At 52.9% G+C, this 26,982-nt stretch carries 29 protein-coding genes; 3 read left to right on the top strand and 26 right to left on the bottom strand.

The annotated features are described in order from the left end of the window. Positions 1-315 precede the first annotated feature (315 nt). The 10 genes from EVJ28_RS07915 to EVJ28_RS07960 all read right to left on the bottom strand — a co-directional run bounded on the left by EVJ28_RS07915 (position 316) and on the right by EVJ28_RS07960 (position 7,445). A complete protein-coding gene (locus tag EVJ28_RS07915; RefSeq protein WP_016510237.1) occupies positions 316-726 on the bottom strand; it encodes a F0F1 ATP synthase subunit epsilon in 411 nt (136 codons plus the stop codon). Positions 727-754: 28 nt separating this feature from the next. Then, a complete protein-coding gene (gene atpD, locus EVJ28_RS07920) occupies positions 755-2,173 on the bottom strand; it encodes a F0F1 ATP synthase subunit beta (RefSeq protein WP_131488619.1) in 1,419 nt (472 codons plus the stop codon). Between the two features lie 34 nt (positions 2,174-2,207). Beyond that, positions 2,208-3,065: an ATP synthase F1 subunit gamma gene (gene atpG, locus EVJ28_RS07925; protein ID WP_131457705.1), complete on the bottom strand. Its 858-nt coding sequence runs from the start codon at positions 3,063-3,065 to the stop codon at positions 2,208-2,210. Positions 3,066-3,101: 36 nt separating this feature from the next. After that, positions 3,102-4,610 carry a F0F1 ATP synthase subunit alpha gene (atpA, locus tag EVJ28_RS07930; RefSeq protein WP_131457706.1) on the bottom strand — a complete coding sequence of 503 codons (1,509 nt, stop codon included), beginning with the start codon at positions 4,608-4,610 and terminating at the stop codon, positions 3,102-3,104. An 18-nt stretch (positions 4,611-4,628) separates the two neighbouring features. Continuing rightward, positions 4,629-5,162 (bottom strand): F0F1 ATP synthase subunit delta, encoded by a 534-nt coding sequence (locus EVJ28_RS07935; RefSeq protein ID WP_131469476.1) that lies wholly within the window; start codon positions 5,160-5,162, stop codon positions 4,629-4,631. After that, the gene (gene atpF, locus EVJ28_RS07940) at positions 5,162-5,689 is read right to left on the bottom strand and encodes a F0F1 ATP synthase subunit B (protein ID WP_021066136.1); all 528 of its coding nucleotides are present in this window, start codon (positions 5,687-5,689) and stop codon (positions 5,162-5,164) included. The genes EVJ28_RS07935 and atpF overlap by 1 nt, the downstream gene beginning before the upstream one ends. A gap of 71 nt (positions 5,690-5,760) precedes the next feature. Then, the gene (gene atpE / locus EVJ28_RS07945) at positions 5,761-5,973 is read right to left on the bottom strand and encodes a F0F1 ATP synthase subunit C (RefSeq protein ID WP_035386543.1); all 213 of its coding nucleotides are present in this window, start codon (positions 5,971-5,973) and stop codon (positions 5,761-5,763) included. A gap of 82 nt (positions 5,974-6,055) precedes the next feature. After that, complete coding sequence (gene atpB / locus EVJ28_RS07950; protein ID WP_016510243.1) at positions 6,056-6,793, bottom strand: F0F1 ATP synthase subunit A; 738 nt, start codon at positions 6,791-6,793, stop codon at positions 6,056-6,058. Then, on the bottom strand, positions 6,793-7,221 hold the full coding sequence (locus EVJ28_RS07955) for an ATP synthase subunit I (RefSeq protein ID WP_070328179.1): 429 nt from the start codon (positions 7,219-7,221) through the stop codon (positions 6,793-6,795). The genes atpB and EVJ28_RS07955 overlap by 1 nt, the downstream gene beginning before the upstream one ends. Further along, entirely contained in the window at positions 7,218-7,445 is a 228-nt protein-coding gene (locus EVJ28_RS07960) for a hypothetical protein (RefSeq protein WP_131457708.1), read from the bottom strand. The genes EVJ28_RS07955 and EVJ28_RS07960 overlap by 4 nt, the downstream gene beginning before the upstream one ends. A gap of 757 nt (positions 7,446-8,202) precedes the next feature. Here EVJ28_RS07960 and EVJ28_RS07965 point away from each other — a divergent pair. After that, positions 8,203-9,306 (top strand): ABC transporter ATP-binding protein, encoded by a 1,104-nt coding sequence (locus EVJ28_RS07965; protein ID WP_442899283.1) that lies wholly within the window; start codon positions 8,203-8,205, stop codon positions 9,304-9,306. Next, the gene (locus EVJ28_RS07970; protein WP_131457710.1) at positions 9,303-10,889 is read left to right on the top strand and encodes an ABC transporter permease/substrate-binding protein; all 1,587 of its coding nucleotides are present in this window, start codon (positions 9,303-9,305) and stop codon (positions 10,887-10,889) included. The genes EVJ28_RS07965 and EVJ28_RS07970 overlap by 4 nt, the downstream gene beginning before the upstream one ends. 91 nt (positions 10,890-10,980) lie before the next feature. Here EVJ28_RS07970 and EVJ28_RS07975 read toward each other — a convergent pair whose 3' ends face one another. From EVJ28_RS07975 to glyA, 10 genes are all read right to left on the bottom strand, one after another. Continuing rightward, entirely contained in the window at positions 10,981-12,132 is a 1,152-nt protein-coding gene (locus tag EVJ28_RS07975; protein WP_236634090.1) for a GGDEF domain-containing protein, read from the bottom strand. A gap of 149 nt (positions 12,133-12,281) precedes the next feature. After that, the gene (upp, locus tag EVJ28_RS07980) at positions 12,282-12,911 is read right to left on the bottom strand and encodes a uracil phosphoribosyltransferase (protein WP_035386536.1); all 630 of its coding nucleotides are present in this window, start codon (positions 12,909-12,911) and stop codon (positions 12,282-12,284) included. A 142-nt stretch (positions 12,912-13,053) separates the two neighbouring features. Continuing rightward, positions 13,054-14,427 (bottom strand): glycoside hydrolase family 191 protein, encoded by a 1,374-nt coding sequence (locus EVJ28_RS07985; RefSeq protein WP_161566969.1) that lies wholly within the window; start codon positions 14,425-14,427, stop codon positions 13,054-13,056. Between the two features lie 355 nt (positions 14,428-14,782). Beyond that, on the bottom strand, positions 14,783-16,024 hold the full coding sequence (locus EVJ28_RS07990) for a hypothetical protein (protein ID WP_131470398.1): 1,242 nt from the start codon (positions 16,022-16,024) through the stop codon (positions 14,783-14,785). A 154-nt stretch (positions 16,025-16,178) separates the two neighbouring features. Beyond that, the gene (locus EVJ28_RS07995) at positions 16,179-16,850 is read right to left on the bottom strand and encodes a hypothetical protein (protein WP_236634091.1); all 672 of its coding nucleotides are present in this window, start codon (positions 16,848-16,850) and stop codon (positions 16,179-16,181) included. 116 nt (positions 16,851-16,966) lie between these two features. Then, the gene (locus tag EVJ28_RS08000) at positions 16,967-18,205 is read right to left on the bottom strand and encodes a sensor histidine kinase (protein ID WP_131457714.1); all 1,239 of its coding nucleotides are present in this window, start codon (positions 18,203-18,205) and stop codon (positions 16,967-16,969) included. A gap of 2 nt (positions 18,206-18,207) precedes the next feature. Further along, the gene (locus EVJ28_RS08005) at positions 18,208-18,885 is read right to left on the bottom strand and encodes a response regulator transcription factor (protein WP_131457715.1); all 678 of its coding nucleotides are present in this window, start codon (positions 18,883-18,885) and stop codon (positions 18,208-18,210) included. 72 nt (positions 18,886-18,957) lie between these two features. Continuing rightward, positions 18,958-19,227 carry a hypothetical protein gene (locus EVJ28_RS08010; protein ID WP_131469478.1) on the bottom strand — a complete coding sequence of 90 codons (270 nt, stop codon included), beginning with the start codon at positions 19,225-19,227 and terminating at the stop codon, positions 18,958-18,960. A 108-nt stretch (positions 19,228-19,335) separates the two neighbouring features. Further along, positions 19,336-20,274, bottom strand: coding sequence for a hypothetical protein (locus tag EVJ28_RS08015; protein ID WP_131488623.1), 939 nt, complete (start codon positions 20,272-20,274; stop codon positions 19,336-19,338). A gap of 3 nt (positions 20,275-20,277) precedes the next feature. Next, the gene (gene glyA, locus EVJ28_RS08020) at positions 20,278-21,531 is read right to left on the bottom strand and encodes a serine hydroxymethyltransferase (protein ID WP_070328192.1); all 1,254 of its coding nucleotides are present in this window, start codon (positions 21,529-21,531) and stop codon (positions 20,278-20,280) included. 130 nt (positions 21,532-21,661) lie between these two features. On the opposite strand from glyA, the gene EVJ28_RS08025 reads away from it, so the two are divergent. Then, positions 21,662-22,447: an alpha/beta hydrolase gene (locus tag EVJ28_RS08025; RefSeq protein ID WP_236634092.1), complete on the top strand. Its 786-nt coding sequence runs from the start codon at positions 21,662-21,664 to the stop codon at positions 22,445-22,447. A gap of 38 nt (positions 22,448-22,485) precedes the next feature. On the opposite strand, the gene EVJ28_RS08030 is transcribed toward EVJ28_RS08025, so the two are convergent. The 6 genes from EVJ28_RS08030 to prfA are packed head-to-tail and all read right to left on the bottom strand — an operon-like array spanning position 22,486 to position 26,910. Next, complete coding sequence (locus tag EVJ28_RS08030) at positions 22,486-23,019, bottom strand: TIGR01440 family protein (RefSeq protein ID WP_131457719.1); 534 nt, start codon at positions 23,017-23,019, stop codon at positions 22,486-22,488. A 5-nt stretch (positions 23,020-23,024) separates the two neighbouring features. Beyond that, positions 23,025-23,465 carry a ribose 5-phosphate isomerase B gene (rpiB, locus tag EVJ28_RS08035; RefSeq protein WP_070328195.1) on the bottom strand — a complete coding sequence of 147 codons (441 nt, stop codon included), beginning with the start codon at positions 23,463-23,465 and terminating at the stop codon, positions 23,025-23,027. Between the two features lie 4 nt (positions 23,466-23,469). Further along, positions 23,470-23,970, bottom strand: a complete 501-nt coding sequence (locus tag EVJ28_RS08040) for a low molecular weight protein arginine phosphatase (RefSeq protein WP_131439172.1) — start codon at positions 23,968-23,970, stop codon at positions 23,470-23,472. Between the two features lie 21 nt (positions 23,971-23,991). After that, positions 23,992-25,002, bottom strand: a complete 1,011-nt coding sequence (locus EVJ28_RS08045; protein WP_131457720.1) for an L-threonylcarbamoyladenylate synthase — start codon at positions 25,000-25,002, stop codon at positions 23,992-23,994. Next, positions 24,968-25,840 carry a peptide chain release factor N(5)-glutamine methyltransferase gene (gene prmC / locus EVJ28_RS08050; RefSeq protein ID WP_131488695.1) on the bottom strand — a complete coding sequence of 291 codons (873 nt, stop codon included), beginning with the start codon at positions 25,838-25,840 and terminating at the stop codon, positions 24,968-24,970. The genes EVJ28_RS08045 and prmC overlap by 35 nt, the downstream gene beginning before the upstream one ends. Further along, positions 25,840-26,910: a peptide chain release factor 1 gene (gene prfA, locus EVJ28_RS08055; protein WP_131469483.1), complete on the bottom strand. Its 1,071-nt coding sequence runs from the start codon at positions 26,908-26,910 to the stop codon at positions 25,840-25,842. The genes prmC and prfA overlap by 1 nt, the downstream gene beginning before the upstream one ends. Positions 26,911-26,982 lie beyond the last annotated feature (72 nt).

The raw sequence follows: 26,982 nt of genomic DNA on the forward strand, positions 1-26,982 counted from the left end.
TCGGCAGGTCTGGCATCATCGGGATCGCCTCCAGGATGTGTAGTTATAGCCAGTTTAGTCCGAAACGGCAAGGACGTACAGCGTCGCCCCGAGGGCACGCCGACTCCCGGGGGAACAGCGGGCAAGGCGAGACCCAGCAGCGACATCGTCGCGATGCGGCTCGCTGACCGCCCCCAGGAAAGCGGCGTGCCGGACAGGGCGGCTTGAAGGGCAATGAAAGCAGAGGAGCGCCATCCCATCCGGGATGACGCTCCTCTGCTCAAAATTATTTGAAGTTTTTCAGTGCCCTCACTTAAACGTGAGAGAGGATGCTCATCATTCTTTAATATCGCGAATGCTCAAGCGGTTGACAGCTTTCTTGAGCGCCAGCTCCGCACGTCGGAATTCAGTATCCGAAATCTTCGAATCTTGAAGGCGACGTTCGGCGCGGAATTTCGCCGCAGAGGCGCGGTCGTAGTCAATCTTATCCGCCATTTCGGCCGTTTCAGCTAAGATCGTCACCATATCGGGACGAACTTCCATGAAACCGCCGCTGAGTGCGATCAGCGTGCGTCCACCATCTTCGTGGCGCAGTTTAAGGACCGAGACGTCGAGTGGCGTCACCATCGGGATGTGTTTCGGCAAGATACCGAGTTCACCTGTCACCGATTTGGCGACGACCATTCGTGCCTCGCCCTCGTAGGCTGCACCATCCGGGGTGACGACGTTGACGTGAAGAGTATTCATCGTCTAGTTTCCCCCTTCCGTGTAGGTCTTAGACCAACGTCTTCGCTTTTTCGATGACGTCTTCGATTGGACCAACGAGACGGAATGCGTCTTCTGGAAGATCATCGTGTTTACCATCGAGGATCTCTTTGAAGCCACGGACTGTCTCTTTAACTGGTACGTACGAACCTTGTTGGCCAGTGAACTGCTCAGCCACGTGGAAGTTTTGTGACAAGAAGAACTGAATCCGACGGGCACGGTGAACCGTGAGCTTATCGTCTTCAGACAACTCGTCCATACCGAGGATCGCGATGATATCTTGAAGCTCTTTGTAACGCTGAAGCGTCTGCTGGACGTTACGCGCGATTTCATAGTGCTCAGGTCCGACGATGTCAGGCGAGAGAGCACGTGAAGTCGATGCGAGCGGGTCAACGGCTGGGTAGATCCCCATCTCCGAGAGACGACGCTCAAGGTTGGTCGTTGCATCAAGGTGGGCGAACGTTGTCGCTGGAGCCGGGTCAGTATAGTCATCGGCTGGTACGTAAACCGCTTGGATCGATGTGACCGATCCTTTAGCTGTCGACGTGATCCGCTCTTGAAGCATACCCATTTCCGTCGCGAGTGTCGGCTGGTAACCTACGGCAGATGGCATCCGACCGAGAAGGGCCGATACTTCAGAACCTGCCTGTGTGAAACGGAAGATGTTATCGACGAAGAGAAGAACGTCTTGTCCTTGCTCATCGCGGAAGTATTCTGCCATCGTGAGACCCGTCAAGGCAACGCGTAGACGTGCGCCCGGCGGCTCGTTCATCTGACCGAATACCATCGCCGTCTGCTTGATAACGCCTGATTCCGTCATCTCGTGGAACAAGTCATTTCCTTCACGCGTACGCTCACCGACTCCTGCGAATACAGAAATCCCGCTGTGCTCTTGCGCGATGTTGTTGATGAGTTCCTGGATGAGGACGGTCTTACCTACACCGGCACCACCGAAGAGGCCGATTTTACCACCTTTGATGTACGGTGCGAGAAGGTCGACGACTTTGATCCCTGTTTCCAAGATCTCAACATTTGTCGACAATTCATCGAACGTAGGTGCGAGACGGTGAATCGGTGCCCGACGTGCAGTCGTTGAAAATTCTTTATCGTCGATTGGGTTACCAAGTACGTTGAAGACACGACCGAGCGTCTCTTCTCCGACTGGTACTGAAATCGGTGAACCTAAGTCAAGTACTTCCATGCCGCGGCGAACGCCGTCCGTTGAGTCCATCGCAATCGTACGGACCGTGTCATCCCCAAGGTGAATCGCCACCTCGAGCGTCAAGTCGACACTGACATCTTGCGCCGTCTCTGCCACGTACGTGACTTTGAGGGCGTTGTAGATGTTCGGTAAGTGGTCCTCGAACTTAACGTCGATAACTGGGCCCATGACTGCGACTACGCGGCCTTTCATGCCGTATTCGTTCATCGTGTTAGCCTCCTACAATCTAGAGGGCGTGCGCTTATTCAAGCGCAGCCGCACCTCCGACAATCTCTGTGATTTCTTGTGTGATCGCCGCTTGGCGCGCGCGGTTGAACTTGAGCTTGAGTCCGCGGATGAGATCATCCGCATTGTCTGTCGCGTTCGCCATCGCCGTCATCCGAGCCGCGTGCTCCGATACTTTCGCATCGAGAAGCGCGCCGTAGATGAGCCCTTCCGCGTAACGCGGGAGGAGCGCTGCTAAGATCGTTTCTTCTTCTGGTTCGTATTCATACATCACATTAGATGCGGTCTGTTCGATATTCCCAAGCGGAAGCAGTCGATCCATCTTCACTTCTTGGCTGATGACAGAGATGAACGAGTTGAAGCAGAGCTTCAATTCATCGATCTCGCCTTCACTGAACGCGCCGACCGTCTGTTTGACGATCTCCGCGACTTCAATGAATGTTGGCTGGTCGTTAAGTCCTGTCATCGCACTGTACACCGGAATGTTACGTGTCTTGAAGAACTGAACGCCGACCTTCCCGATCACGTACAGACGGTACTCGTCTGTCGAATCGTGTTTGGCTTTCAACTCGCGGTACACGTCGCGAAGGACGCTGGCGTTGTATCCACCAGCAAGTCCGCGGTCCGACGTGATGACGATGTAGCCGGTCCGTTTGACAGGACGGACTTGAAGCATCGGGTGTGTTGCGCCTGAAGTACCGCCGGCAATCGACGAGATGACTTCTTGCAACTTGGTCATGTACGGCTTGAAGTTGGCGTTGCTCCCTTGAGCGCGGTTCAATTTCGAGGCCGACACCATGTTCATCGCTTTCGTGATTTGCTTCGTGCTTTGGGTCGAGGTGATCCGCATCTGGATCTCACGTAATGATGCCATTTCGATTCACCACCTTAATAGACGCTCGTCACCGGATTAAACCGATGGCGAGAACGTCTTTTTGAATTCCGCAATTGCATCGACCATCGCCTCGTCAGCAGGAAGGTTTCCTGTTTGACGGATTTCACGGCAGAGGTCCGCACGGTTTTGGTCGAGCCATGCGTTCATGTCTTTTTCGAAACGACGGATGTCTTCGACTGGGACGTCATCGAGATGACCTTTCGTGAGGGCGTAGATGATGAACACTTGCTTGTCGACCGAGAGCGGTGCGTTCAATTCTTGCTTCAAGACTTCAACCGTCCGTTGTCCACGGTTCAACTTCGCTTGTGTCGCTTTGTCGAGGTCTGACCCGAACTGGGCGAACGCCTCGAGCTCACGGTATGACGCGAGGTCAAGACGGAGCGTACCGGCAACTTTCTTCATCGCTTTCACTTGAGCCGCACCACCTACACGCGATACCGAGAGACCGGCGTTGATCGCGGGACGTACCCCTGAGAAGAAGAGGTCCGACTGAAGGAAGATTTGACCGTCTGTGATCGAGATAACGTTCGTCGGGATGTAAGCCGAGATATCCGACGCTTGTGTCTCGATGAACGGAAGAGCTGTCAGTGAGCCGCCACCGAGTTCGTCGTTCAACTTCGCCGCACGCTCAAGAAGGCGTGAGTGGAGGTAGAAGACGTCACCTGGGTAGGCTTCGCGGCCTGGAGGACGACGGAGAAGCAGCGAGAGCTCACGATAAGCTGCCGCTTGTTTCGAGAGATCATCATACACGACGAGGACGTGTCGTCCGCGGTCCATGAAGTACTCACCCATCGATACCCCTGCAAACGGCGCGAGGTAAAGAAGTGGGGCTGGCTGTGAAGCCGAAGCCGAAACGATGATTGTGTAATCGAGGGCACCATTTTTACGGAGCGTCTCAACTACGCCACGGACAGTTGATTCTTTCTGACCGATTGCGACGTAGATACAAACCATGTTTTCTTCTTTTTGGTTGATGATCGCATCGATTGCGACCGATGTCTTACCAGTTTGACGGTCACCGATGATGAGCTCACGCTGACCGCGACCGATTGGTACGAGGGCGTCAATCGCCTTGATCCCAGTTTGGAGCGGTTCGTGAACTGACTTACGGGCCATAACGCCGTAAGCTTTACGTTCGATCGGGTTGTATGTGTCCGTCACGATTGGTCCAAGACCGTCGATCGGTTGTCCGAGCGGGTTGACGACGCGTCCGAGGAGCGCATCACCGACTGGTACTTCCATGATGCGGCCCGTACGTTTAACCGAGTCGCCTTCTTTGATGCCTTTGTAGTCGCCGAGGATGATAATCCCGACGTTGCCTTCTTCTAAGTTTTGCGCCAAGCCCATTATGCCGTTTGAGAACTCTACGAGTTCTCCTGCCATAACGTTATCGAGTCCGAATGCACGAGCGATACCGTCACCTACTTGAATGACTGTACCTGTCTCACTAACTTCGATTTCAGAACCGTACGAAGCGATTCGCTCTTTTAGCAGGGCGCTGATTTCTTCAGCTTTGATCGTCATTGAATTCACCCCTATTTCTTACGCATTCAACAATTCACGCTCAAGGCGTGTTAGTTTAGTTTCGATTGTGTCATCATACGTCGTGTAACCGATCTGGACGCGAAGTCCACCGATAACCTGTTCATCGACGACGTTCTTCAATTGAAGCGTCTTGTTCATCTTCTGACCGAAGACGAGTTCAACTTCTTTCAGCTCTGCTGCCGACAACGGGTAAGCACTAATGACGAACCCTTCAGCGATGCCGCGGAAGTCGTTGATGTAATCTAAGACGTAACGCGGCAGCGCGCGAACTTCGCTCGCACGGTCGTTCTCGACCATGACGAGAAGTGTGTTAAGCACGATTTCTGTCATATCACCAAAGCTGTGTGTTAAAAGCTGTGCAAGCTCGCTGTCGCTGACTGCTGGATTCGTTAAGAGATCCACCAGTTCAGGCGTCGCGTGGAGCACTTCATCGAGCAGACGCACTTCCGCTTCGACTTGGTCGAGCGTGCCTTGCTCCCGCGCTAAGTCGAAGAGCGCTTTGGCATAGCGTTTTGCTAACGATATGTTCATCAGTTAGCGCCTTTCGCTTTAGACAGGAAGTCTGTGACGAGGGCACGTTGTTTCACTTCGTCGCCTTTAAGGTCTGACTGAAGGACGTGGCGTGCTGCCGAGAGCGCCTGTGTGACGACTTCGGTTTGAAGCGACTGTTTCGCGAGCTCGCGCTCACGCTCGATCGCTTTTCCAGCCTCGATCTTGATTTGTTCGGCTTCCAAACGCGCCTGCTCCACCAAGCGTGCTTGTTCGGCTTCTGCTTGACGACGGCTTGAGTCAAGCATCTCTTTTGATTCTGTACGTGCGGCGCTTAAAGCGTCACGTTGTTCGACGACATATGTCTCCGCGTCTTTGCGGCTCTTTTCAGCAAGCTCGATTTCGTTCGCTACATACTCTTCACGCTGTCTCATCATTCCAAGGAGTGGTCCCCAAGCAAATTTCTTCAACAGGGCCAAGAGTACGAGGAATGTGAAAAGTGTAAAGATCATATCCAGGATGCGGAGGCCTTCGCCACCAGCACCAGCTGCAATCATCATCGTATCCATGCATACCCTCCTCTTGACTAAATAAGTGAGGGAGACTTGCTCCCCCGTTTGTTGTTCTCGTTAACTCGTAATCAAGAGTTGAGGAGAAGGAAACCGACAGCCACACCGATGATCGGGAGGGCCTCAACCAAACCGATACCGATGAACATCGTTTGACGAAGTTCGTTTTTAAGTTCTGGCTGACGTGCTTGTCCTTGTACTGTTCCGTATACGATGAGACCGTTACCGATACCAGCCGCGAGTGCTCCGAGACCGATAACGATTGCTGTTGCGAGAAGATTCATTTGTTCCATTGTGTATGTTCCTCCTAAAAGTTAAGTAAATAGTTTTTTTGTTCAACGCTTTGGCGAGGCCAACTTATCCGAATCAATGCTCGGCTGAAGCTTTATGCCCGATGTACACCATTGCAAGCGTCAGGAAAATGTAGGATTGGATAACCCCGATAAAGATTGAGAAACCTTGCCATAAAATCATCGGCAGGATTGCGAACACAGCACCAAGCGGGTTAAGTGCCCCTTGTGCGGTAATTGCGAGTCCCAAGATGATGGTAATCATGATTTCACCGGCAAAGATGTTACCGTAAAGACGCAGACCGAGCGTCAAGGTGTTCGCGAACTCCTCGATGAGCTTGATCGGCAATAAGAACCAGACCGGCTTCACGAATTCCGCCGAATAGTGCTTGAAACCGTGTAGCTTCACGCCGTAATAGTGTGACATTGCAACGACGAGTGTCGACAATGCCAATGTGACGTAAGGATCGGCCGTCGGTGAGTTGAACCATAGATAGTGACCGGAAATGACGTTGAACGGCAGACCCATCAAGTTCGAAATCAGAATGAACAAAATCAACGTCATCCCAAACCCGATAAAGCGGCCTCCTGTCTTCCAATCCATCGCACTCGAGATAATCCCGCGTACGAATTCCGCGAAGAATTCCATCAAGTTCTGCTTACCTGTCGGCTTCATGGCCAAGCGTCGTGTTCCCCAAACGGCGAACGCAAAGACGAGCAGTGATGCGATTAGCACCGTAATGACGTTCGTCCAGCTCCCATATAACGTATAGTCTCCAAGTTGTAGAGAATATGTGGGAAACTCATGACCCATTAGTATTCACCTCTTTTCCTGCTGAGCTGGGCAAGTGTGAACTCGCCAAATTGTATGATGTGGCCGGCGATTAGACCAGTTACCACTGCAATCAGCGATACTCGATCCTCATAGAAGAGACCGACTATCACGGCTAACGCACCGACTGCCATTCTTGAAACAGTCCCGTGCGATTTCGGGCGTCGCCCATGTTCGATCACGTCAAACATCCGAATGACGCTGCGATTCTGCATATGTAGAATGATCAGACTGGCGACCCCACCCAGGAACAAGCCGAGAAATACCGGTTTGTACACAGGGACGATGAGCGCTCCGACGAGGAGAATGGCGAACCATCCGACAAACCACTTCGTATAGCGTTTCATCAACTCTTGCTGTGCTTTTCTGTCTGCTTGCACTTGTTGTAGTTCCGTTTGTTCTAGCTTCATTCGTCCTCTCCTGTCATTAAACTCCGAAGGGTGAGTACGAGCGCGGTGATCCCGATAAACATTCCGAGAAACACCGACACATTCCAACCAAACGTGCCCCAAAATTCACGTCTCGCTCCATATTGGCCGACGAGATAACCGATGACGATCGGTCCGGCGAGCGCGGTCGAGATTTGTGAGGCGAGCGTGGCGTAGGATAGGTAACGATTGTCTTTTTTCGTCATCCTAGTCCCCCTTTCTAACTGGCAGCCAGCACTTCATCTTCTTCGATTTACACTCGCATGACTATCAAAAGTCACACAAGTTCAGAGTACTGGAAATAGCATAAGAAGTCAATTGATTTCACAATTATAAAAGCGCTTTAAACCGAGTCATATCAAGGCTTTTACGCACTTCACAAACTAAATTAAAATCACTAAATTTTAAATAAGTGTGAAAAAACAGTGAAATAAAAATGTTAACTTTATAATATTTCACAAACCGAATCAGATGAGGAATAGTTCAGTTATACATCCGCGTATTGGAAAATACAACGTAAACCGCCCCACGTTCACAAAAGGTTTTAAAACGGACGCTGATTTCGTATTGAAATCGTTTTCATTATCCTGTATCAGTATACCGATTATCTTTTTGCCGTGTCGAGCGATTCCGACAATTTTGCAGTGATGAATCTCACATCGCCATTCCCAAGCACGCATCGGCTGAAAACCCAACGCTAGCACCAGTTGGAATGGCTACGTTCAAGATATAAGTGCCATCAATAAATGTATCAATTTCGCGACTTATAAACCGACGCCCGCATTATAAGTGTTATGATTGGCTCTTAACACCGTTTAAATCGCAAGGGATATTCCCCTGTTTCACAAAATGTTAAACACTTTCTCTGGAAATAACGTTTAAAATCTTTCAACAATGGGGAAATAAGGTTATGTAAAAATAATTATTGAAAAGGGTGAATGCATGATTGAGTTTAAAAACGTGATGAAGTCCTTCAAAAACACAACAGTGTTGAAGGAAATGAATCTCACCATTAACAAAGGAGAGCTCGTCGTCTTTATCGGCCCCTCCGGCTGTGGTAAAACGACGTCGCTTAAAATGATTAACCGCTTGGTCGAGCCGACGGAAGGAACCATTATCGTCGACGGTCAAGACACACGGAAAATGGATCCGATTCAACTACGACGCCAAATGGGCTACGTCATTCAACAGACGGGCCTATTCCCGCATATGACGATTCGTGAGAATATCCAGCTGATTGCCAGCCTCGAAGGACAAGCTGAACAGGATATGGACGCTCGAACCGAGCAACTGCTTCGAATGGTCGGCCTCGAACCCGAGCAGTTCATCGATCGCTATCCGAGTGAATTGAGCGGTGGTCAGCAACAACGCATCGGTTTCGTCCGCGCCCTCATGAACGATCCCAAGGTCATCTTGATGGACGAGCCGTTCAGTGCCCTCGACCCCGTAACACGTAGCGATCTCCAAGAAGAGCTGTTCAACCTGCAAGAGGAAGTCAAGAAAACGATTGTGTTCGTCACCCACGATATGGATGAGGCGATCAAATTAGCTGATCGTATTTGTATCATGCGCGACGGGGAAATCGTCCAGTTCGATACACCGGAACAGATTCTTCGTAATCCAAAAGATGCGTACGTCGAATCATTCATTGGCAAAAACCGGATTTGGAACAGCCCTGAATTCATCAAAGCGAAAGACATCATGATCACCGACCCAGTCTCAATCAGCGGGAAACGCACTGTCTTGCAGGCGATTGAAATCATGCGCTCACGCAAAGTCGACAGTTTGCTTATCACAGACCGGGAGCAGGTTCTACAAGGTCTCATTAAATTGAAAGACGTCCACGGGATCCAAGATAAGACAAAACGACTCGAGGAAGTCATGAACGTGAACTATGCTTTCGTCTCAAGCGAAGATTCATTGCTCGACATTTTAGATGTTATGAACACGAGTGATCAAGGCTATCTTCCGGTCGTCACCGGGGCGACGCTAAATGGACTCATCACACGCAGCAGTTTGCTTTCCGTCCTCAGTGAGCAATTCATGCAAGAGGAGGAAACGCTATGAATACAATCCAATCATTTTTAAATTACTTTGCGAGCAACACCGACCAAATCGGTACATTGCTCTTTGAGCACTTACAACTGACCGTCTTCGCCGTCTCGCTTGCGGTAATCATTGGCGTACCGCTCGGTATTCTAATTTTACGGATGCCGCGATTCGCTAAACCGGTTCTCGGTCTGACGAGTGTCGTCCAGGCTGTACCGAGTCTCGCCCTGCTCGGTTTTCTCATTCCGTTTATCGGGATCGGGTCTACCCCGGCCATCATCATGGTCGTCTTGTACTCACTTCTCCCGATTGTGAAGAACACGTACACGGGTTTGTCGAGTATTCCAGGTGACACGCTCGAGTCCGCTAAAGGAATCGGTCTCACTGACCGTCAAATCCTAAGCAAGATTCAACTTCCGCTCGCACTCCCGATCATCATGGCTGGGATTCGGATTTCAGCGGTTACAGCCGTCGGTCTCATGACAATCTCGGCATTCGTCGGAGCCGGCGGTCTAGGGTATCTTGTCTTTGCAGGCATCCAGACAGTCGACAACAACCAGATTCTAGCAGGTGCGATTCCGGCCGGCCTACTTGCGCTCTTGATCGACTTCATCGTCAGTCGTATTGAGTATAAAGTCGCCCCGAACGGAATCGTTCTTGCAGACGGCCGCGTGAAGAAAAAAAAGCATCGTTCCGCAAAGAACGTGAACAAACCGCTCATCATAATTGCGACAACGTTCATCGTGCTTCTCGCCGTTTCGATCTTCGCCTTCACCCGTGAAGACGATACGATTGTCGTCGGCTCGAAAAACTATACTGAACAGCTAATTCTCGGCAATATGGTCGCCGATTTAATCGAAGACAAAACCGACCTCGAAGTGAAACGTCAACTCAATCTCGGTGGCACACAAGTTGCGTTTAATGCGCTTCGTACCGGCGAGATTGACACGTATATCGAGTACACGGGCACGCTCTACGTCGATGTCTTAAAACAAGAAGTCGAGAACGATCCAGAAGTCGTCTACGAAAAAGTCCAGTCGCAGGTCCAGGAACGTTTTGACATTCGTACGCTCGACCCAATCGGCTTCAACAATACGTATGCTATCGCCGTCAAACAAGAAGCTGTAGACAAGTATAATCTAACTACCGTGTCTGATCTCGCCGCAGTGAGTGACGAGCTCATCTTCGGTCCCACGATCGAATTCTCGAACCGGGAAGACGGCTATCTCGGGTTAAAAGAAGCTTATCCGTTTAATTTCCAAGACGTGAAGCCCGTTGATGGCGGACTTCGTTATACGGCACTTATGAACGATGAGAGTGACGCCATCGACAGCTTCTCGACTGACGGTTTATTAAAGCGATTTGAACTTGTCGTCCTTGAAGACGATAAAAAGTTTTTCCCGCCTTACTACGCCGTACCAATCGTCAGTGAAGAAACGCTCACAGAACATCCTGAGCTCGCCACCGTATTGAACTTACTCAGTGGAAAAATCACGGATGAAACCATGCAAGAGTTGAACTACCTCGCCGACGTCGAAAAACAACGTCCTGAGAAAGTGGCTCGTGATTTCCTCGTCTCTGAAGGTTTAATCGAAGAATAAAGACAGAAATCCCGCCCCTCGAAAAGGGCGGGATTTTGTCTGTCCGTTTGGTGATCACTTCCGTCGTTTTCGACGCCTCGAATCGAACGGCCTACATCGCTTTCCCCATCGAAACGCGGTTGCGCCCGCTTTGCTTCGCCTGATAGAGCGCTCGGTCAGCCGCCTCGATCAAATCAGACTTCTCGACGTCCAGTCCCGGGATGTGTTCTGCGACGCCGATGCTGACGCTCACTTTACGAAGCGGCTGATACGCTTCGTGCAGAATGTTCAGCTTAAGAACCGCTTGGCGAATCCGCTCCGCGACTTCTTTTGACTGACGGGCATGGTGTGGCCGAAGTAACACCGCGAACTCCTCGCCGCCATAGCGGGCGACCATCCCATTTTCCCCGACCGCTTTATCCACGGCTTTTGCGACCCGTTCGAGACAGGCGTCTCCCGCCAAATGACCGTACGTATCGTTATACAGTTTGAACGCATCGATATCGAGCAGGAGGAGCGCGACGTCCGTACCTGATTCTTCCGCCTCATCCCAAAGCCGCTCGAGCTTTTCATCGAAGGCACGACGATTCCAAACGCCGGTCAAGGCGTCATGAAGCGACCGATAAATCAGCGCCTGCTTGCTGCGCTCGAGCCGAAACGTGTGCACGAATGCGAGCAACAAGAGGATGGCGATCGCGACGACGATGACAATCACCCACGTAGCCGAATTTGAGGCACTGACACTTCGCTGTGACGCCTCTTGAATGATCTTGTCGATGTCTTCCCGGATGTCGGCGTCAACGTCTCGGAATTGATTGATGTAATCGATCCCGCTATAGCGCCGCGAATTCGCTTCCACAATTTTACCCGCACCGACGAGGTCAAGCTGTGACTCATAAAATATCTCCATCTCATTAATGAGCGGAAGCGCCTCTCCTTGAATGATTTCCTGCATAATCGGATGGCGGTGGTCAAGCTCGTGGATGACTTGAATCGTCTCAGCAAGAGCATACTTCGTCTCATTATATTGTCGGAGCGACAACATATCTTGATTATATGTATAGCCACGGACCGATAACTCTTGATCGAGCAGGAGCGCGAACAGTTCAGACGCCGCGTTCGCGATCGGGATCGCCTCTTCGACGATACGCTCGTTCTGCCGCTCGATATTTTGGAAAGCGCTGTAGCTCCATAGACTCGTCAAAAACAGCGCTAATAACGCAATCAACAGGTAGGCTTGCAAAAGTGACAGTTTAGGCCTCATGGTCGTTCTCTTCCTCATTTCAACAGATGACATTCACTTCTGTCTTCACTATCGGCTGTTGCTTCGATTTTCTCAACTATTTTGGATCGGTTTTGACAGATTGAGCGCACAAAAAAGGAGGATCCGACTGGAACCTCCTTCCGTCTTGCTTATTTTGTTCCGAACAAACGGTCACCTGCATCACCGAGTCCTGGCACGATGTAGCCATGTTCGTTCAACTTCTCGTCGAGTGCGGCGAGATAGATTTCAACGTCTGGGTGCTCGGCTTGAACGCGTTCGACGCCTTCTGGTGCTGCGCAGAGACAAGCGAGTTTGATCGACTTCGCGCCGTGTTTTTTGAGGGCTGCGATGGCATCAGCTGCAGATCCGCCGGTCGCAAGCATCGGGTCGACGACGATGAAGTCACGCTCGGTAATATCTGTCGGCAACTTGAGATAGTATTCGTGCGGCTCGAGCGTCTCCGGGTCACGGTAAAGACCGATGTGACCGACTTTGACGTTCGGCATCATTTTGAGGAAGCCATCCACCATGCCGAGGCCTGCCCGTAAAATTGGGACGATTCCCAATTTCTTGCCGGCAATCATCTTTTGTGTCGATACCGAGACCGGTGTCTCAATCTCCACATCAGTAAGCGGAAGGTCGCGTGTAATTTCATATGCCATGAGTGAAGAAACCTCTTCTACGAGTTCACGGAACTGCTTCGTCCCCGTCTCTACTTTGCGCATAATCGTCATCTTGTGCTGAATCAATGGGTGATCATAAACGTGTACTTTTCCCATTTTGCTTCACTCCTCTCTAAATCTCTCTCGAGCATTGTACCCCAACTTCTCTTAGAAAGGTAGGGTCAACTTCCGTTTTTGAAGAGGTCAGACGAAACCCCAAGGGCCAGTTTGACACCTTGGGGTTGATCTGCCTTCTAGATTAGAATTTGAAGAAGTTCAAAAAGCCGGCTGTCTTGTGCTTTACTTTTGCACACATGTTGCCTTTAGCTTTTTCGTGCTTTACGAACTTGGCATGCTTAGCAGCATGTTTTTTCGCGTGCTTCTTCGCTTTCTTTTTCTCTTTTTTCAGTTCTTTTTTTGTTTTCTGCTTTGGCTCAGCTTGCTTCGAATCTTTTTGCTCGACTGGTTTCGTTGTCGTGCTCGTCGATGGAGCAGGCTTCGTCGGCGCTGTCGTCGGTTTTGGCGCAGTCGACGTTTCCGTTACTGGCTTCGTCGCTTCCGGTTTTGGCGCAGTCGACGTTTCTGTCGCTGGCTTCGTCGCTTCCGGTTTTGGCGCAGTCGACGTTTCCGTCGCTGGCTTCGTCGCTTCCGGTTTTGGCGCAGTCGACGTTTCCGTTACTGGCTTCGTCGCTTCCGGTTTTGGCGCAGTCGACGTTTCCGTCGCTGGCTTCGTCGCTTCCGGTTTTGGCGCAGTCGACGTTTCCGTCGCTGGCTTCGTCGCTTCCGGTTTTGTTGCTGTTGACGTCTCTGTCGTCGGTGCTACTACGACAGGTGCCGGAGTTGGTGCAGTGTCTTTCGTCCGTGTCACAAGACCTGCGTTCCAGTTCACGTAAGCGTCTGCTTCGTGGAAGTGGATAAACTTCGAGTCAGCGGCAAGTTTGTGGCTTTCCGCACTTTGACGCGTCGAGATCGTGAGCGTTTTGACCGAATGTTTCGTGTCGACTGCTTGAAGTTTTTTGATCATGTTTTGTGACCAGGCGTCGCTTTTGATCGTGTCAGCGTTGAAGCTCTCCCACATGATGCCATCGACGTAAGGTGCTGTCGACGTTTCGAGTGTGTCAAAGCCCCAGTTTTGGACCATAGCGATGCTGCCGTAACGGGCACGCGCTTCTTTCAAGAAGTTGACGAGACCGTCACGTTGCTGCTTGAGCACGGTCGGGTTGTTCAAATGTTCGTTGTCGATATCGCCGACCGTATCCATGAACACGCCATCGATCCCTTTAGCGATGACTTGGTTTTGGATTTCCGTGAGCAAGAGCCCTTGGAAGTGCGGTGAAGCGATGTTCGTCAAGTAAGAATCCCATTCCGGGTAGTGGACACGTTGTCCGTTACGCGTGAAGAAATCACCTGACTGAAGTTTTGACATGAGACCGGTGTTCCACGTCGCGACTTCCATGACACTAATATAACCGAGTACTTTCGTACCGCGTGACTTGATCTGTTCAACTTGAGCTTTTGTATAATGAAGCGGCTCGATGATGACGAGATCATAGTTTTGCATATCTTTGATGATCGTTTCGGTCGGGTGACCATAATACACTTGATAGTTCTTCACACCGTCGAGTGGGTTCATCGTTTGCGCCCCCGTTTTTGACATGTTCAGACTAACAATTAACAACACTACCGTTAGAGACATAATAAACTTTTTCAATTTCAATACCTATTCCTCTCCTGATGACTGACAAAACTTGGTGACGGACAATGATGGTTGAATTGAGATGTGTCTCTCCGTTCCCCCTTTTCTTCATAATTTGATGACGAGAAGGTTAGTGCTGTGTGTTTTATAGATGTATCGGATTCATGTATGTAATGTTGAACCTTCGCAAAAAAAATTATAGGATAGTTTTCCAGCAAAATATAGTGTCAATTTGACGACAAAAAACCGCTTCATGACATAATCTTGTCATAAAGCGGGTAATACATCTAGTTCAGCTATTATATCGAATCGATCGATTCAACAATTCCTCGAGCCGCATCAGGTCGATGGCGTACGTTTGTTTCGTCGTCAGGTCGATGAGGTGGACACGTTGATTCCCAGGCTCGACCCAAACCTCGAAATGTTGCTCTTGCAAGTGTTCGTACAAGGAGAGTGTCCCGTGTTGGACGGCTGCTTCTGACTTGGTTCCGCCTGTCACATGCGTCAGTAGTTTGAACAGTTCTTGCGTATTCGGCCCATCGAGATATGACGTCTCCCCATTCGTTTCGTACGTGGCGAGTTTCGTCTTCACCGAACGAGCGGATGAACTCATCAGCTTCGTGGTCATCGGCCGTCTGACACTGCCCCACACTTCGATGACCGCGTCATATTGTTTAGACAATGTGAGCGAGGTGACGTCGCTTACGTCTTCAATCGGCTGTTCAGAAAGCACGACTCGTTTCAACAGTTGGCGTTTTGAATGATCGAGCGTGAACGCATCAGTTGTCGAATCGGTATATACATACTTTCCGGTGAAGGCGCTCGGAAGAACGGTGCGGGCCCATGACGATTCCGTACCCATCTGTAGCGCGACCCTACCATCCGCTAACTTCGTAAGGAAAGCGTATCCGTCATTCTTCCCGCTCTCGAATACGAACAGCCCCGGTTCGATCGTCCGGTCGAGCGTCCGTCCGTTCCGCATCACCTCATACGTCACGTACAACGAACCGCTGTCCGGCGTCTGATAGCGGAATGTCGATCCCGGGACGATTGTTTCATGCGCTTGATTGATCCGGAACAAGTTGACAATTTTTGCGACATCAGGCTCCGGATAAAACGTGACCGTCTCTCCGACGTCGACCTCGACTAGTTCACTCGAGACGAGCGATTCGAATTCGTGGACGGGTTCGATTTGGAACGTCCGCTCGATTTGTTCGTGGCTGTTCGCACAAGACAAATAACGGTCGTCGCCGCTCACCCAATACTTAATCGTCTGGCTACCGAGCTCTGCATAAAGCGGATGACGGAACGTCACTTCAGCCACCTCGCCCCGGCGTGACGGGAGCCGTTCCGTCGTTTGTTGTCGACAATACGCCAGCAGTCGCTTCTCTGTTTCCGGTAAAACGCGAACCTGCTCATCTTGATTCGTCGCGTATGCTTCGAGCGGGCGTAACGCGAGGGCGTTCATTTCTTCTTTTGACCCGCAGCCGCTGAGGTAACAGAGGGCGAGCAGGGCAGTCCAACTCAGTCTCATCACTCGTCTCCCCTCTCCCTACATCGTCGTTATCTGTATTATGTTATATCGACATAAATTCCCTCTCCATCATATCATAAGATACGAATCGATTATGTTTGCAGAAATATTACGAATCAAAAACGGGTGCCTCCAGCGGGCACCCGTTCGTTCATCAATTGTCGTCATCACGACCGTCGTCACTATCAACGCTATCGTCTGCGCTGTCACGGTCATCATCACGTTCGATCTCTTTGACTTGCTCTTGCATGTTCAATTCAAGTTTGACGCGATCACCGGCTGTTGGCATCTCATCATCGACTTCATAGCGCGCGGCGAGTGGGTACGTCACTTGCTTCCCGTCACGCTCAATGACGACGTCTCGAGCTGAGAGGCTGACGAAACTACCGTAAATATCGAAGTCGTCGCTCTCCCGGTCGACTTCTTTCACTTCATTGTTTTGATTGAACTCGAGTTTGACACGGTCACCGGCTTTTGGGGTGTCGTCATCGATCTCGTGGCGTGCCGCAAGTGGGTACGTCGATTCTTTTCCGCTGAAGCTGATCGTCACGTCCTGATCTGACAAGCTGACGAGCGTCCCGTATAGTTCATAGTCGTCATCGTCGACCGAACGGACGGGCACGTCACTTGAAGATGAGTTCGATTCGGAAGTAGCGGCAGCTTCCTTCGCAGCGTCGTCTTTCGCGTCGTCGGTTCCACTATTGGCACTATCAATGGCGCGTGGGATGATGACCGTATCCGTCTTGTCGTTCGCGATATACAACCCGATCCCCGCGACAGCGAGTACGGCCAGGCCGACCCCTAAAATCCACCCAAGTAATTTCATGATGTTTCCTCCTCGTTCCATGTGCTGTTCCGTCTCTACACCTTCATCATAGAACGTTGACGTTAGAGCATCACGAGGATTTCATTAGAAAATGATGAGTGCCTGAGAAACTTTCCTCATTTCGTGACGAAGAATACGCTCCCGTCCGGCGCGTTCGCGTAACTTCCAACCTTCCAGCCGTTCAAATCGGCGACTTCTTTGGCGATGGCCAGCCCGAGACCGCTGCCGCTCCGGTCGCGCGCTTCATCAAGCCGATAGAACCGGTCGAACAACCGCGCACGCGCCTCCTCGGTCAGAGTCGTCCCATGGTCGCGCACCTCAATCCGATTTGGTGTCATCGTCACGCTCGTGTCGGTCGCGTACTTCAAGCTGTTATCGATGAAGATGACAATCAATCGTTGCAACGAGTCGCGATGTCCCGTCCAACTCCCTGCCGCTTCGATCGGGACGTGGTTTCCGTGCGACCGTTCGAATCGTTCCTCGAGTTGGAGCGCGAGGTCGCTCAAGTCGATCTGTTCGACTTCGATGTCCTCTAAAGCGGCGAAGCGGCTCAGTTCGAGCATCGGTTCAATCAAGTCCTCCCGCATCTGTCTCGACTCGGTCAAAATATGATCGATCGCCTCGTCGCGTACGACGGGGTCATGTTGACCCCAACGTCTGAGCAACTTGGCGTACCCTTCGATGACGGTAAGCGGGGTTTTGAGTTCATGTGAAACATCCGCGACGAAACGGCGTTGTTGCTCCATCGACCCTTCGACACGGGCAATCATCTGATTGAATCCGGTCGCGAGCGTCGACACCTCATCTTGATTCGGACCGACGTCAATCGTCTCGAGCGTCCCCGACTCCGTGATCCGGCCCATCGTCATCTCGAGCCGCCGGAGCGGATCGAGTCCTTGGCGCACGATCCATAAACTGCCGACGAACGTCATCGCCACCGCGATCAGGAAAATGATGAGGAAGATCGTCGCGAGCGTCTGTAACGTCTCACTTACCGCCGCGTCTTGAAAGGCAAAACCGAGACCGTTCGACGTAGCGATGACGAACCAGTCATCGATCAGTGCCGGCTCTCCAAAATTGATGGGAAAACTCAAACCGTCTGCCGCTCGTCCGCCGATGATGCCCCAATCGCCATTGCTCTGCCGCTCGAGGACGATACTGTCCTCATGCAGTGACAGCACGGCCTGACGGTTCCGCTCATCCTCCTCGAGCAGACTGAGCGCTTGACGGAGCACGTCATAGCGGGCGTCGACAATTTGCTGACGCGAGACGACCCAGGCGACCCCGAACGACGTGATGAGCAAAAACAGCATGAACCCGGCCATCGCGAGGGCGATCTTCGTCCGTAATTTCATACTCACTCACCACGCTTCAGCATGTAGCCGACGCCTCGTACCGTCTGAATCCAAGAACCTCCGAGTTTCTTCCGTAAGTAACGCACGTAGACGTCGACGACGTTCGTGTCCCCATAATAGTCGAAACCCCAGACGTGCTCGACGAGTTGGTCGCGCGTGAGCACGCGTTCCGGATGCTCGAGCAAATAGACGATCAAATCGAATTCACGACGAGTCAACTCGACTTTCTGTCCCTCGCACGTCACCTCATGCCGGTTAACGTCGACCGTGAGTCCCTCATAGGACAAAACACGTTCAGTCGCATCGACATGGACGTGCTGGCGCATCCGCAAAAACGCACGGATCCGGGCAAGCAGCTCCTCCATCTCGAACGGCTTTGTGATGTAATCATCCGCCCCAAGGTCGAGCCCGCTCACTTTATCGTACCGGTCGCCCCGCGCCGTCACCATCAAGACCGGGAGCAACGGTTGTTCTTCCTTCACCCGACGGACGACCTCGAGCCCGCTCATTTGTGGAAGCATCACGTCTAAAAGCATCAAGTCGACGCCCCCGGCGAGCGCTCGTTCAAGCCCGCTGCGTCCGTCGTGGGTGACCTCGACTTGATAACCGGCGTGCACCAGTTCAAGTTCAAGCAGTCTGGCAATTTTGGCATCGTCTTCTACGACGAGGATTGTCGGCATATAGTTCATCCTTTCTTGAAAAAAAGCGCCGAGCAGTCCGCCCGACGCATCCTTATTCTGTTCCCGGATTCATCAGTCGAAAAACGGACGAACCGCTTCTGGAATCGCCTGTTCGACGCGCAGCTCGATCGAGTCGCTGAAGCGTTCAAACGAGGATTCGATTCCCTCCGCTTGGAACGACACGTCAGTACCGAATTGAACGATTTGATCGAGCCAGGCGTTCCCGGTCAGCGTGAAAATCAAAAATCCTGCCACTCCCGCTGCCATCAACGTGAGTGCGAGCGCCCCGATGATAGCGCCTTTCATGAATCGGGCGAATTTACCTGTTGTACTATGTTGCATGTGCCTCTCCCCCTACTTCTTTTTCTTTACTGTACGGGAGCGGGTTGAGAAACGTTGGTGAACCAGATTAGAATTTGATGAGAAAAAGGTTGCGGCATGGCCGCAACCTCATTCATCTTCCAGTACCGATTTCGCAATCGGTGCCCAATATGTGCCTTCCATCGCGGCGACTTCGGCGAGCGTCGTCCGGTACGCTTCGTCCCCGGCCTTCTTCTCAGCGATGCCCTTCATCCACAGGACGTCTGTCTTGTAGCCCGATGCCGGGTACGTTTCGACGTACGCCGCATAATCCGAAACTTCCGCTTCCCCGAGCTTGTTGTCGACGAGGAGGCGATAGAAACCGACGGCCTGTTCTTGCCCGGCTTTCGGCGTGCCTTCGAGGAGGGCGTCCGCCTCTTTATAGCGTTTGTCTTGGACGAGCGTCTCGACATCCGCAAGCGGAATGACTTGCTGTGTCGGTGTCGCCGACGCTTCCTCTTCGACCGGCGTTTCTTCCGTCTGCAACGCCTCGTTCGCTTCCTCGAGACGGGCGACTTCTTGCTCGAGCTCTTCTAGCCGTTTGGCGAGCGCCTCGTCCTCGGTCACCGTCTCGACCCGTGGCGCGTCTTCAGCCACCGGTACGGCGGGTGGAGTCGCTTCAGGCCAAAACGCGAGGGCGACAAGCGCCAACGCGACGACAGCCGGTAGTCCGAGCCACTTCTTATCCCATTTAAAGGCGGTACGCCATGGCGAGAGGTCCGCATGCTGCATGACGGCTGGCGACAACGAACGAAAGCGGCGCTTGGCCGCCTTCTTTCCGTTTGCTTTCATTTCGAGGGCGAGTCCGAGCCGATGGAAAGCCGCCGGCACTTTCATCCCGAGAAGCGGCACAATTCGTTCACTCGCCTCGACGTAATACCCATGGTCAAGGAGGGTCATCACGACGCCAAACTCGTTCGCGACGAGACGGAACGTCGGGTCATGCTCTCCTTTTCGGATGAGCCATTCCGTCATATCGACGAGCGGCAGTTCTGCAAGTTCCCGTTCTGCTAGTGTCCGTGCGTCCATTCGTCAGCCTCGTTCAGGATAGAGCGAGAATTTCGCCGTCAAGGCACGCACGTCTTCATGCGCCTCGGCGAGTACTGCTTCATCTTCATGGTTTGTCAGGACACGACCAATCAGACGGGCGACTTCACGCATATCGTCTTCTTTCAAACCGCGTGTCGTCATCGCTGCCGTCCCGAGACGGATCCCGCTCGTGACGAACGGTGACGCCGGGTCGAACGGGATCGTGTTCTTGTTGACCGTGATACCGGCCGCATCGAGCGCATGCTCGGCCGCTTTACCGGTAATGTCGATGCCACGAAGGTCGACGAGGAGGAGATGGTTGTCCGTACCGCCCGATACGATGCGGAGCCCTTCTTCTTCTAAACCTTGCGCGAGCACTTGCGCGTTTTTGATGACTTGCGCCTGATAGTCTTTAAACTCAGGTTGGAGCGCCTCTCCGAACGCCACCGCTTTCGCGGCGATGACGTGCATGAGCGGGCCGCCTTGAATACCAGGGAAGATCGACTTGTCGATCGCTTTGGCGAACTCTTCTTTACAAAGGATCATCCCGCCGCGCGGGCCGCGAAGCGTCTTGTGCGTCGTCGTCGTCACGAAGTGCGCGTGCTCGACCGGGTTCGGATGGAGTCCGGCCGCGACGAGTCCGGCGATGTGGGCCATATCGACCATGAGATAGGCGTCGACGCTGTCGGCGATTTCACGGAACTTGGCGAAATCGATCGTCCGCGGGTATGCTGACGCTCCGGCGACGATCAGTTTTGGTTTATGTTCTTTCGCGAGGGCGGCGACGACGTCATAGTCGATGTGTTCTGTGTCTTTGTCCACACCGTACTCGACGAAGTTGTACTGGACGCCCGAGAAGTTGACCGGACTTCCGTGCGTCAAATGGCCACCGTGCGACAAGTTCATGCCGAGCACCGTGTCGCCCGCTTCAAGCACCGTGAAGTAGACGGCCATGTTCGCTTGCGCACCCGAATGCGGCTGGACGTTGGCGTGTTCTGCACCGAACAGTTCCTTCGCCCGGTCGCGTGCCAAGTTTTCGGCCACGTCGACGAACTCACAACCACCGTAGTAACGGCGACCTGGGTAACCTTCGGCGTATTTGTTCGTGAGAACCCCGCCTTGCGCTTCCATGACCGCTTCTGAGACAAAGTTCTCCGAGGCGATCAGTTCAATGTTCTCCCGTTGACGGGCGAGCTCGTGTTGCATCGCTTCAAACAATTCCGCGTCCTGCACTTTCAACTTCGTCGTGTTTACCATGTTGAAACCCCCTCTGAATGTCTAAAAATCAACAACCCCATCGTACCATATGCTCGTTTTTTTGGGTATCGTCATAATCGGGCGTAAAGTTGGGTATGATATTGAAGAAGAACAGTAGAGGAGGATTATGATGATTGAGACGAGACAAGTGACGATCACCCCGTTCGAGCGCGAGCGGACGGTGCGGATTTATACGCCGAACGACTACGAGCTGACGGACAAACGCTATTCGGTGCTCTATATGCACGACGGACAGAACGCGTTCGACGACGCGGACGCGAGCTACAATATGAGCTGGCGCGTCGGGGAGTATTTGGACGCTTCAAAGCGCGACTTGATCGTCGTCGCCATCGATAGCGCACCGGGTGAGATGCGACTCGACGAATACGGCCCTTGGGAAAATCCGTTCGTCGGAGAAACGTTGTACGGCCGAGACATGACGTTAGGCGGCCAAGGATCGGCCTACATCGAATATGTCGCCCAAGAGCTGAAGCCGATGATTGACGCCGAATATCGGACGAAACCGGACGAGACCGGGAGGATCGGCAGTTCGATGGGCGGCCTCATTTCAATTTATGCCGCTTGCGTCTATCCGGATGTCTTCCAACGCGTCGCTTCCCTGTCGTCAGCGTTCTGGTTCAACCAGACCGAACTCGAGCAGTTGATCGAGTCGAGTGATTTGACAGGTATCGAACGCCTATATATGGACGTCGGCCGTAAAGAAGTCGAGCAGCCGTCAGAGGACGGGCCGACGAACGAGATGTATCTCGAGTCGAGCGAGCGCGTCTACGCCTTGCTCCGCGACAAAGTCGATCACTTACGCTTCGAGGCAATCGAAGAGGGCGTACACAACGAGCTCGCCTGGCGCGAGCGTTTCCCGATGGTCGTCTCGTATCTGTTCAGTGAAGAGGTATAACGCAAAAGACAGCCGGTCGCTATGACCGGCTGTCTCTGTTATTTCGCTGGATAATGGGCCCGAGGGCCACCGATCAATTTCGGTCTCGTGACGGCGAACGTGACGTACGCCTCGCCGAGCTGTTTCGCCGATAACCGGACCGGGATCGCGACCGGCTTTAAATGCATGCCGATCAGCGTCGAGCCGATGTCGATCCCAGCGTCCGCTTGAATCGCTTCGACTACGCACGGCGCGTTGAGGCGCTCATACGCTTTCTCCGCCATCGCCCCACCCGCTGAGCGGACCGGGACGACAGTCACTTCGGTCAGACCGAACTGCTTCTGCGTCCGACGCTCGACGGTGAGGGCACGGTTAATGTGCTCGCACCCTTGAAACGCCAGATGGACGCCCGTCTTGTCGCGAAACGCGAGGAACGCTTCGATGAATTCCGACGCCACATCGATCGATCCGGCTTTCCCAATCGTCTTGCCGATGACTTCGCTCGTCGAACAGCCGATGACGAGGATTTTGTCTTCATCAAGCGGAAAGCGTTCGTGCAGCTCCAACAGCAGGTTCGAAAGTTCAGCTTTCATCGCGGTCACTTCGTTTCGTAAGCGCTCATTTTGTCGACACGGTTCGAGTGGCGTCCGCCCTCGAAGTCTGTATCGAGCCACGTTGCCACCAAGTCAATCGCGAGCCCGGGTCCGACGACACGCTCGCCCATCGTCATGATGTTCGAGTCGTTATGTTGACGTGTCGCCTTGGCGCTGAACGAGTCGTGAACGAGTGCTGCGCGGATCCCTTTAACTTTGTTCGCCGCGATGCCGATGCCGATGCCTGTGCCGCAAATCAAGATGCCGCGGTCGAACTCGCCGGCAGCGACAGCCTCAGCGACCGGGATGGCTACGTCTGGATAATCGATCGACTCGGCCGAGTGTGTCCCGAAATCTTTATACTCGTGTCCAAGCTCTTCTAATAAGCCGATAATGTCTTTCTTCAAGTTGAATCCGCCGTGGTCGGCGCCGATTGCAATTTTCATGTGTTCATTCCCCCGTCTTCTTTGGTAGGCGTCTCGGTGGTTTCGTCACCTTTGACCCGTCATTCGTCAATTTTAGCACAAGTCGATTGACGAGTGGTTCGAGTTCGTTTCGGACTTGGCGATAGACGTTCATCGAGCCTCCGAACGGGTCGTTAATGTCACGTTCGAGTCCGGTCACGAACTCATATAATGTGAACGTACGATCGGCCAAATCCGGATACGTATCCCGAATCTGTTCGCGGTGTGCCCGCGTCATCGTCAAAATGACGTCTGCCCAACGTCCGAGTACGTCATCGAACGTTTGCGTCACGTGTTCGAGTTCAATCCCTCGTTCACGTAATACTTGAAGAGCGTTTTCTGAGGCATCAAACCCTTGCATTGTCCGAACTCCAGCCGAACGAATATCAAATTCGTCGCCCGTCACTTTCGAGCGGAGCAGGGCCATCGCCATCGGGCTTCGGCATGTGTTCCCACTACATATGAATAATACGCGTTTCATTGACATCGCGTGATCCTCCTCATGTCCTTAAGCCTCTTCCTCTAGACGGATAATTTTCCCGCCTGCCGCTTTATACAAGCGATTATATACGGCAAGGGCGACTCCCGTCGGTTCAATCCGATTCACGTAAATCTCTTCTACATCTGTCTCATCGAATTTGCGCAACGCCTCGTAAAGTCGCTGGGCCGCCATCTCCATCGTGTCACCGAGAGAAAGCGTGACGTCAGCCGGGGTCGTTGCTTCATCAAATACGAGCGCGCCGATCCGTTTGCCCGCCGCCTGCCGCATCGTGATGGTACGGACGAGGTCATCGCGTCCGCCATCAACTAAATACAAAGGTGCGCTCGGGGCATAGTGGGTGTACTTCATTCCTGGTGATCTGGGCGCGGCCGCTTCATCACTTAAATTCGCATCGAGCGCGACTGGCCCGATGACGGCCTCGATCGCTTCTTTCGTCACGCCACCGGGACGCAAAATCGTCACCGGTTCCGTCGTGCAGTCGATCACAGTCGACTCGACGCCGATGCCTGTCGGTCCCCCATCCATAATACCCGCGATCCGACCGGTCAAATCATCGGCCACGTGCTCGGCCGATGTCGGTGACGGTCGTCCTGAACGGTTCGCACTCGGCGCCGCGAGACCGAGACCGGACGTGCGGATGAGTTCGAGTGCGGCCGGATGGTCCGGCATACGGAGGCCGATCGAGTCGAGTCCGGCCGTCACGAGTGACGACGCTCGACCGTTCGACGGTAAGATGATCGTCAAGGCACCGGGCCAAAACGCTTCCATCAAGCGTTTGGCTACCGGCGGGATGGTTTGCGCGAAATGTTCGGCCTGTTCGACCGTAGCCACGTGGACGATGAGCGGGTTGTCCGATGGTCTTCCTTTCGCCTCGAAAATCTTGCGGATGGCGATATCGTTCGTCGCATCCCCGGCGAGGCCGTACACCGTCTCTGTCGGAATCGCGATCACCTCGCCCATCTTCAAGAGACGAACCCCTTCCTCAACTTCTGTTGGCTTGATCCATTTCGTTTCCATGCGCAATCCCTTCCCTCACGGCGTAGACAATTCGGTCTTTACCGTTTATATCTTTTAAAATACCCGTTTCTGCTTCAGGATAACGTTCGGACAGGTACGATTTCACAACTTGTCCTTGATTATACCCGATTTCAAACGCAATCAATTGCCAATCGGCACGTAGCACGCGTGTTGAGTCCGCGATGATTTTCCGGTAGAACTCGAGACCGTCCGCCCCCCCGAATAATGCGAGGTGCGGTTCGTACCCTGCGACCGTTTCATCGAGCAGTTCATCAGCTTCGATGTAAGGCGGATTTGAGACGAGCACCCGAATCGAATTGTCGGCGACCGGGCCGAGGCAATCCCCTTCATGAAACGTCACACCGGCCCGAAGCACTTCCGCGTTACGTTTTGCCACCGCGATTGCTTCCCGGGAAATATCGACCGTTTGGACGCGGACACCAAGCTCGAGACTGAGCGTGATGGCGATCGCACCACTGCCCGTGCCGACGTCGACGATCGTATCGTCTTCAATCGGTCCAACGTGCTCGACGACCCATTCGATCAATTCTTCGGTCTCCGGCCGTGGGATAAGTACGTCCCGGTTCACTTCAAACGTCCGGCCATAAAATGGAGCGTAACCGATCAAATGTTGGACAGGTTCACCAATTAGAAGTCGCTCAAGCCCCTTCTGAAATGTTAGTTCATCGTTAGCTGGCAACTCTTCAGAAAGCCGGACGAGCAGACCAGTTCGATCGACGCCGAGCACATGCATGAGCCACCATTCGGCGGTCGATGGGTCACGCCCCGCGTCAACGAGCATGCGTTCCGCTTGTTTCAACCTTGCGGCAACCCGCATCACTCCATACCCTCCATCAAGCCGGCCTGATCTTCCATGACGAGCGCATCAATGATGTCTTCAAGCTCCCCGGCGAGCACCCGGTCGAGTTTTTGAAGCGTGAGGCCGATGCGGTGGTCGGTCACGCGGCTTTGCGGGAAGTTATACGTCCGGATCCGCTCCGAACGGTCGCCCGTCCCGACGGCCGACTTCCGCTGCGCTGACAGTTCTTCGAGATGTTCGCGCTGCATCTTGTCATACAGACGGGCCCGCAAGACTTTCATCGCCCGATCTTTGTTTTTATGCTGTGATTTCTCGTCTTGGCATGACACGACGAGTCCTGACGGGATGTGTGTCAACCGCACGGCTGACTGGGTCGTGTTGACCGATTGACCACCCGGCCCTGACGACGTGAACGTGTCGACGCGGACGTCTTTCATATCGATATGCACTTCGACATCTTCCGCTTCCGGCAAGACCGCGACGGTGGCTGTCGACGTGTGGATCCGTCCACCCGACTCCGTCGACGGGACGCGTTGCACACGATGTGCCCCATTCTCAAATTTCAGTTTCGAGTAGGCACCGGCACCGTTGATCAAAAACGTCACTTCTTTAAAGCCGCCGAGTTCCGTATAGTTGGCGTCGATCAGCTCGGCTTTCCAGTTTTGACGCTCCGCGAATCGGGTGTACATCTTATACAAGTCGACCGCAAACAGTGCCGCCTCGTCGCCACCGGCTGCCCCGCGAATCTCGACGATGACGTTCTTGTCGTCGTTCGGGTCTTTCGGGATGAGCAGGACGCGCAGCTTCGCTTCGAGCGCTTTCACAACTGGTTCGAGCAGCGCCATCTCTTCTTTAGCGAGTTCGCGCATATCGGACTCGAGCGTTCGGTCTTCTAACATCGATTTCGCTTCTTTGTAGGCCGTACTCGTCTCTTTATAGCGTCGATACGCTTGTACCGTCTCCTCGAGTTGAGACTGTTCTTTTGAATATTGACGCAGTTTATTCGAGTCGCTGAGCACTTCCGGGTCAGCGAGCATCTCATTCAGTTGCATATATCGTTCTTCTAAAACGCTTAAACGGTCAAACATCATGATCCGTCCTTTCTGTTCACCAAATCGTTCTCTTCATTATACCAAAAAACGAACCGAGCTAGCTCGGTT

The organism is Exiguobacterium sp. SH3S3 (assembly GCF_004337115.1).
Classification (GTDB): domain Bacteria; phylum Bacillota; class Bacilli; order Exiguobacteriales; family Exiguobacteriaceae; genus Exiguobacterium; species Exiguobacterium aurantiacum_A.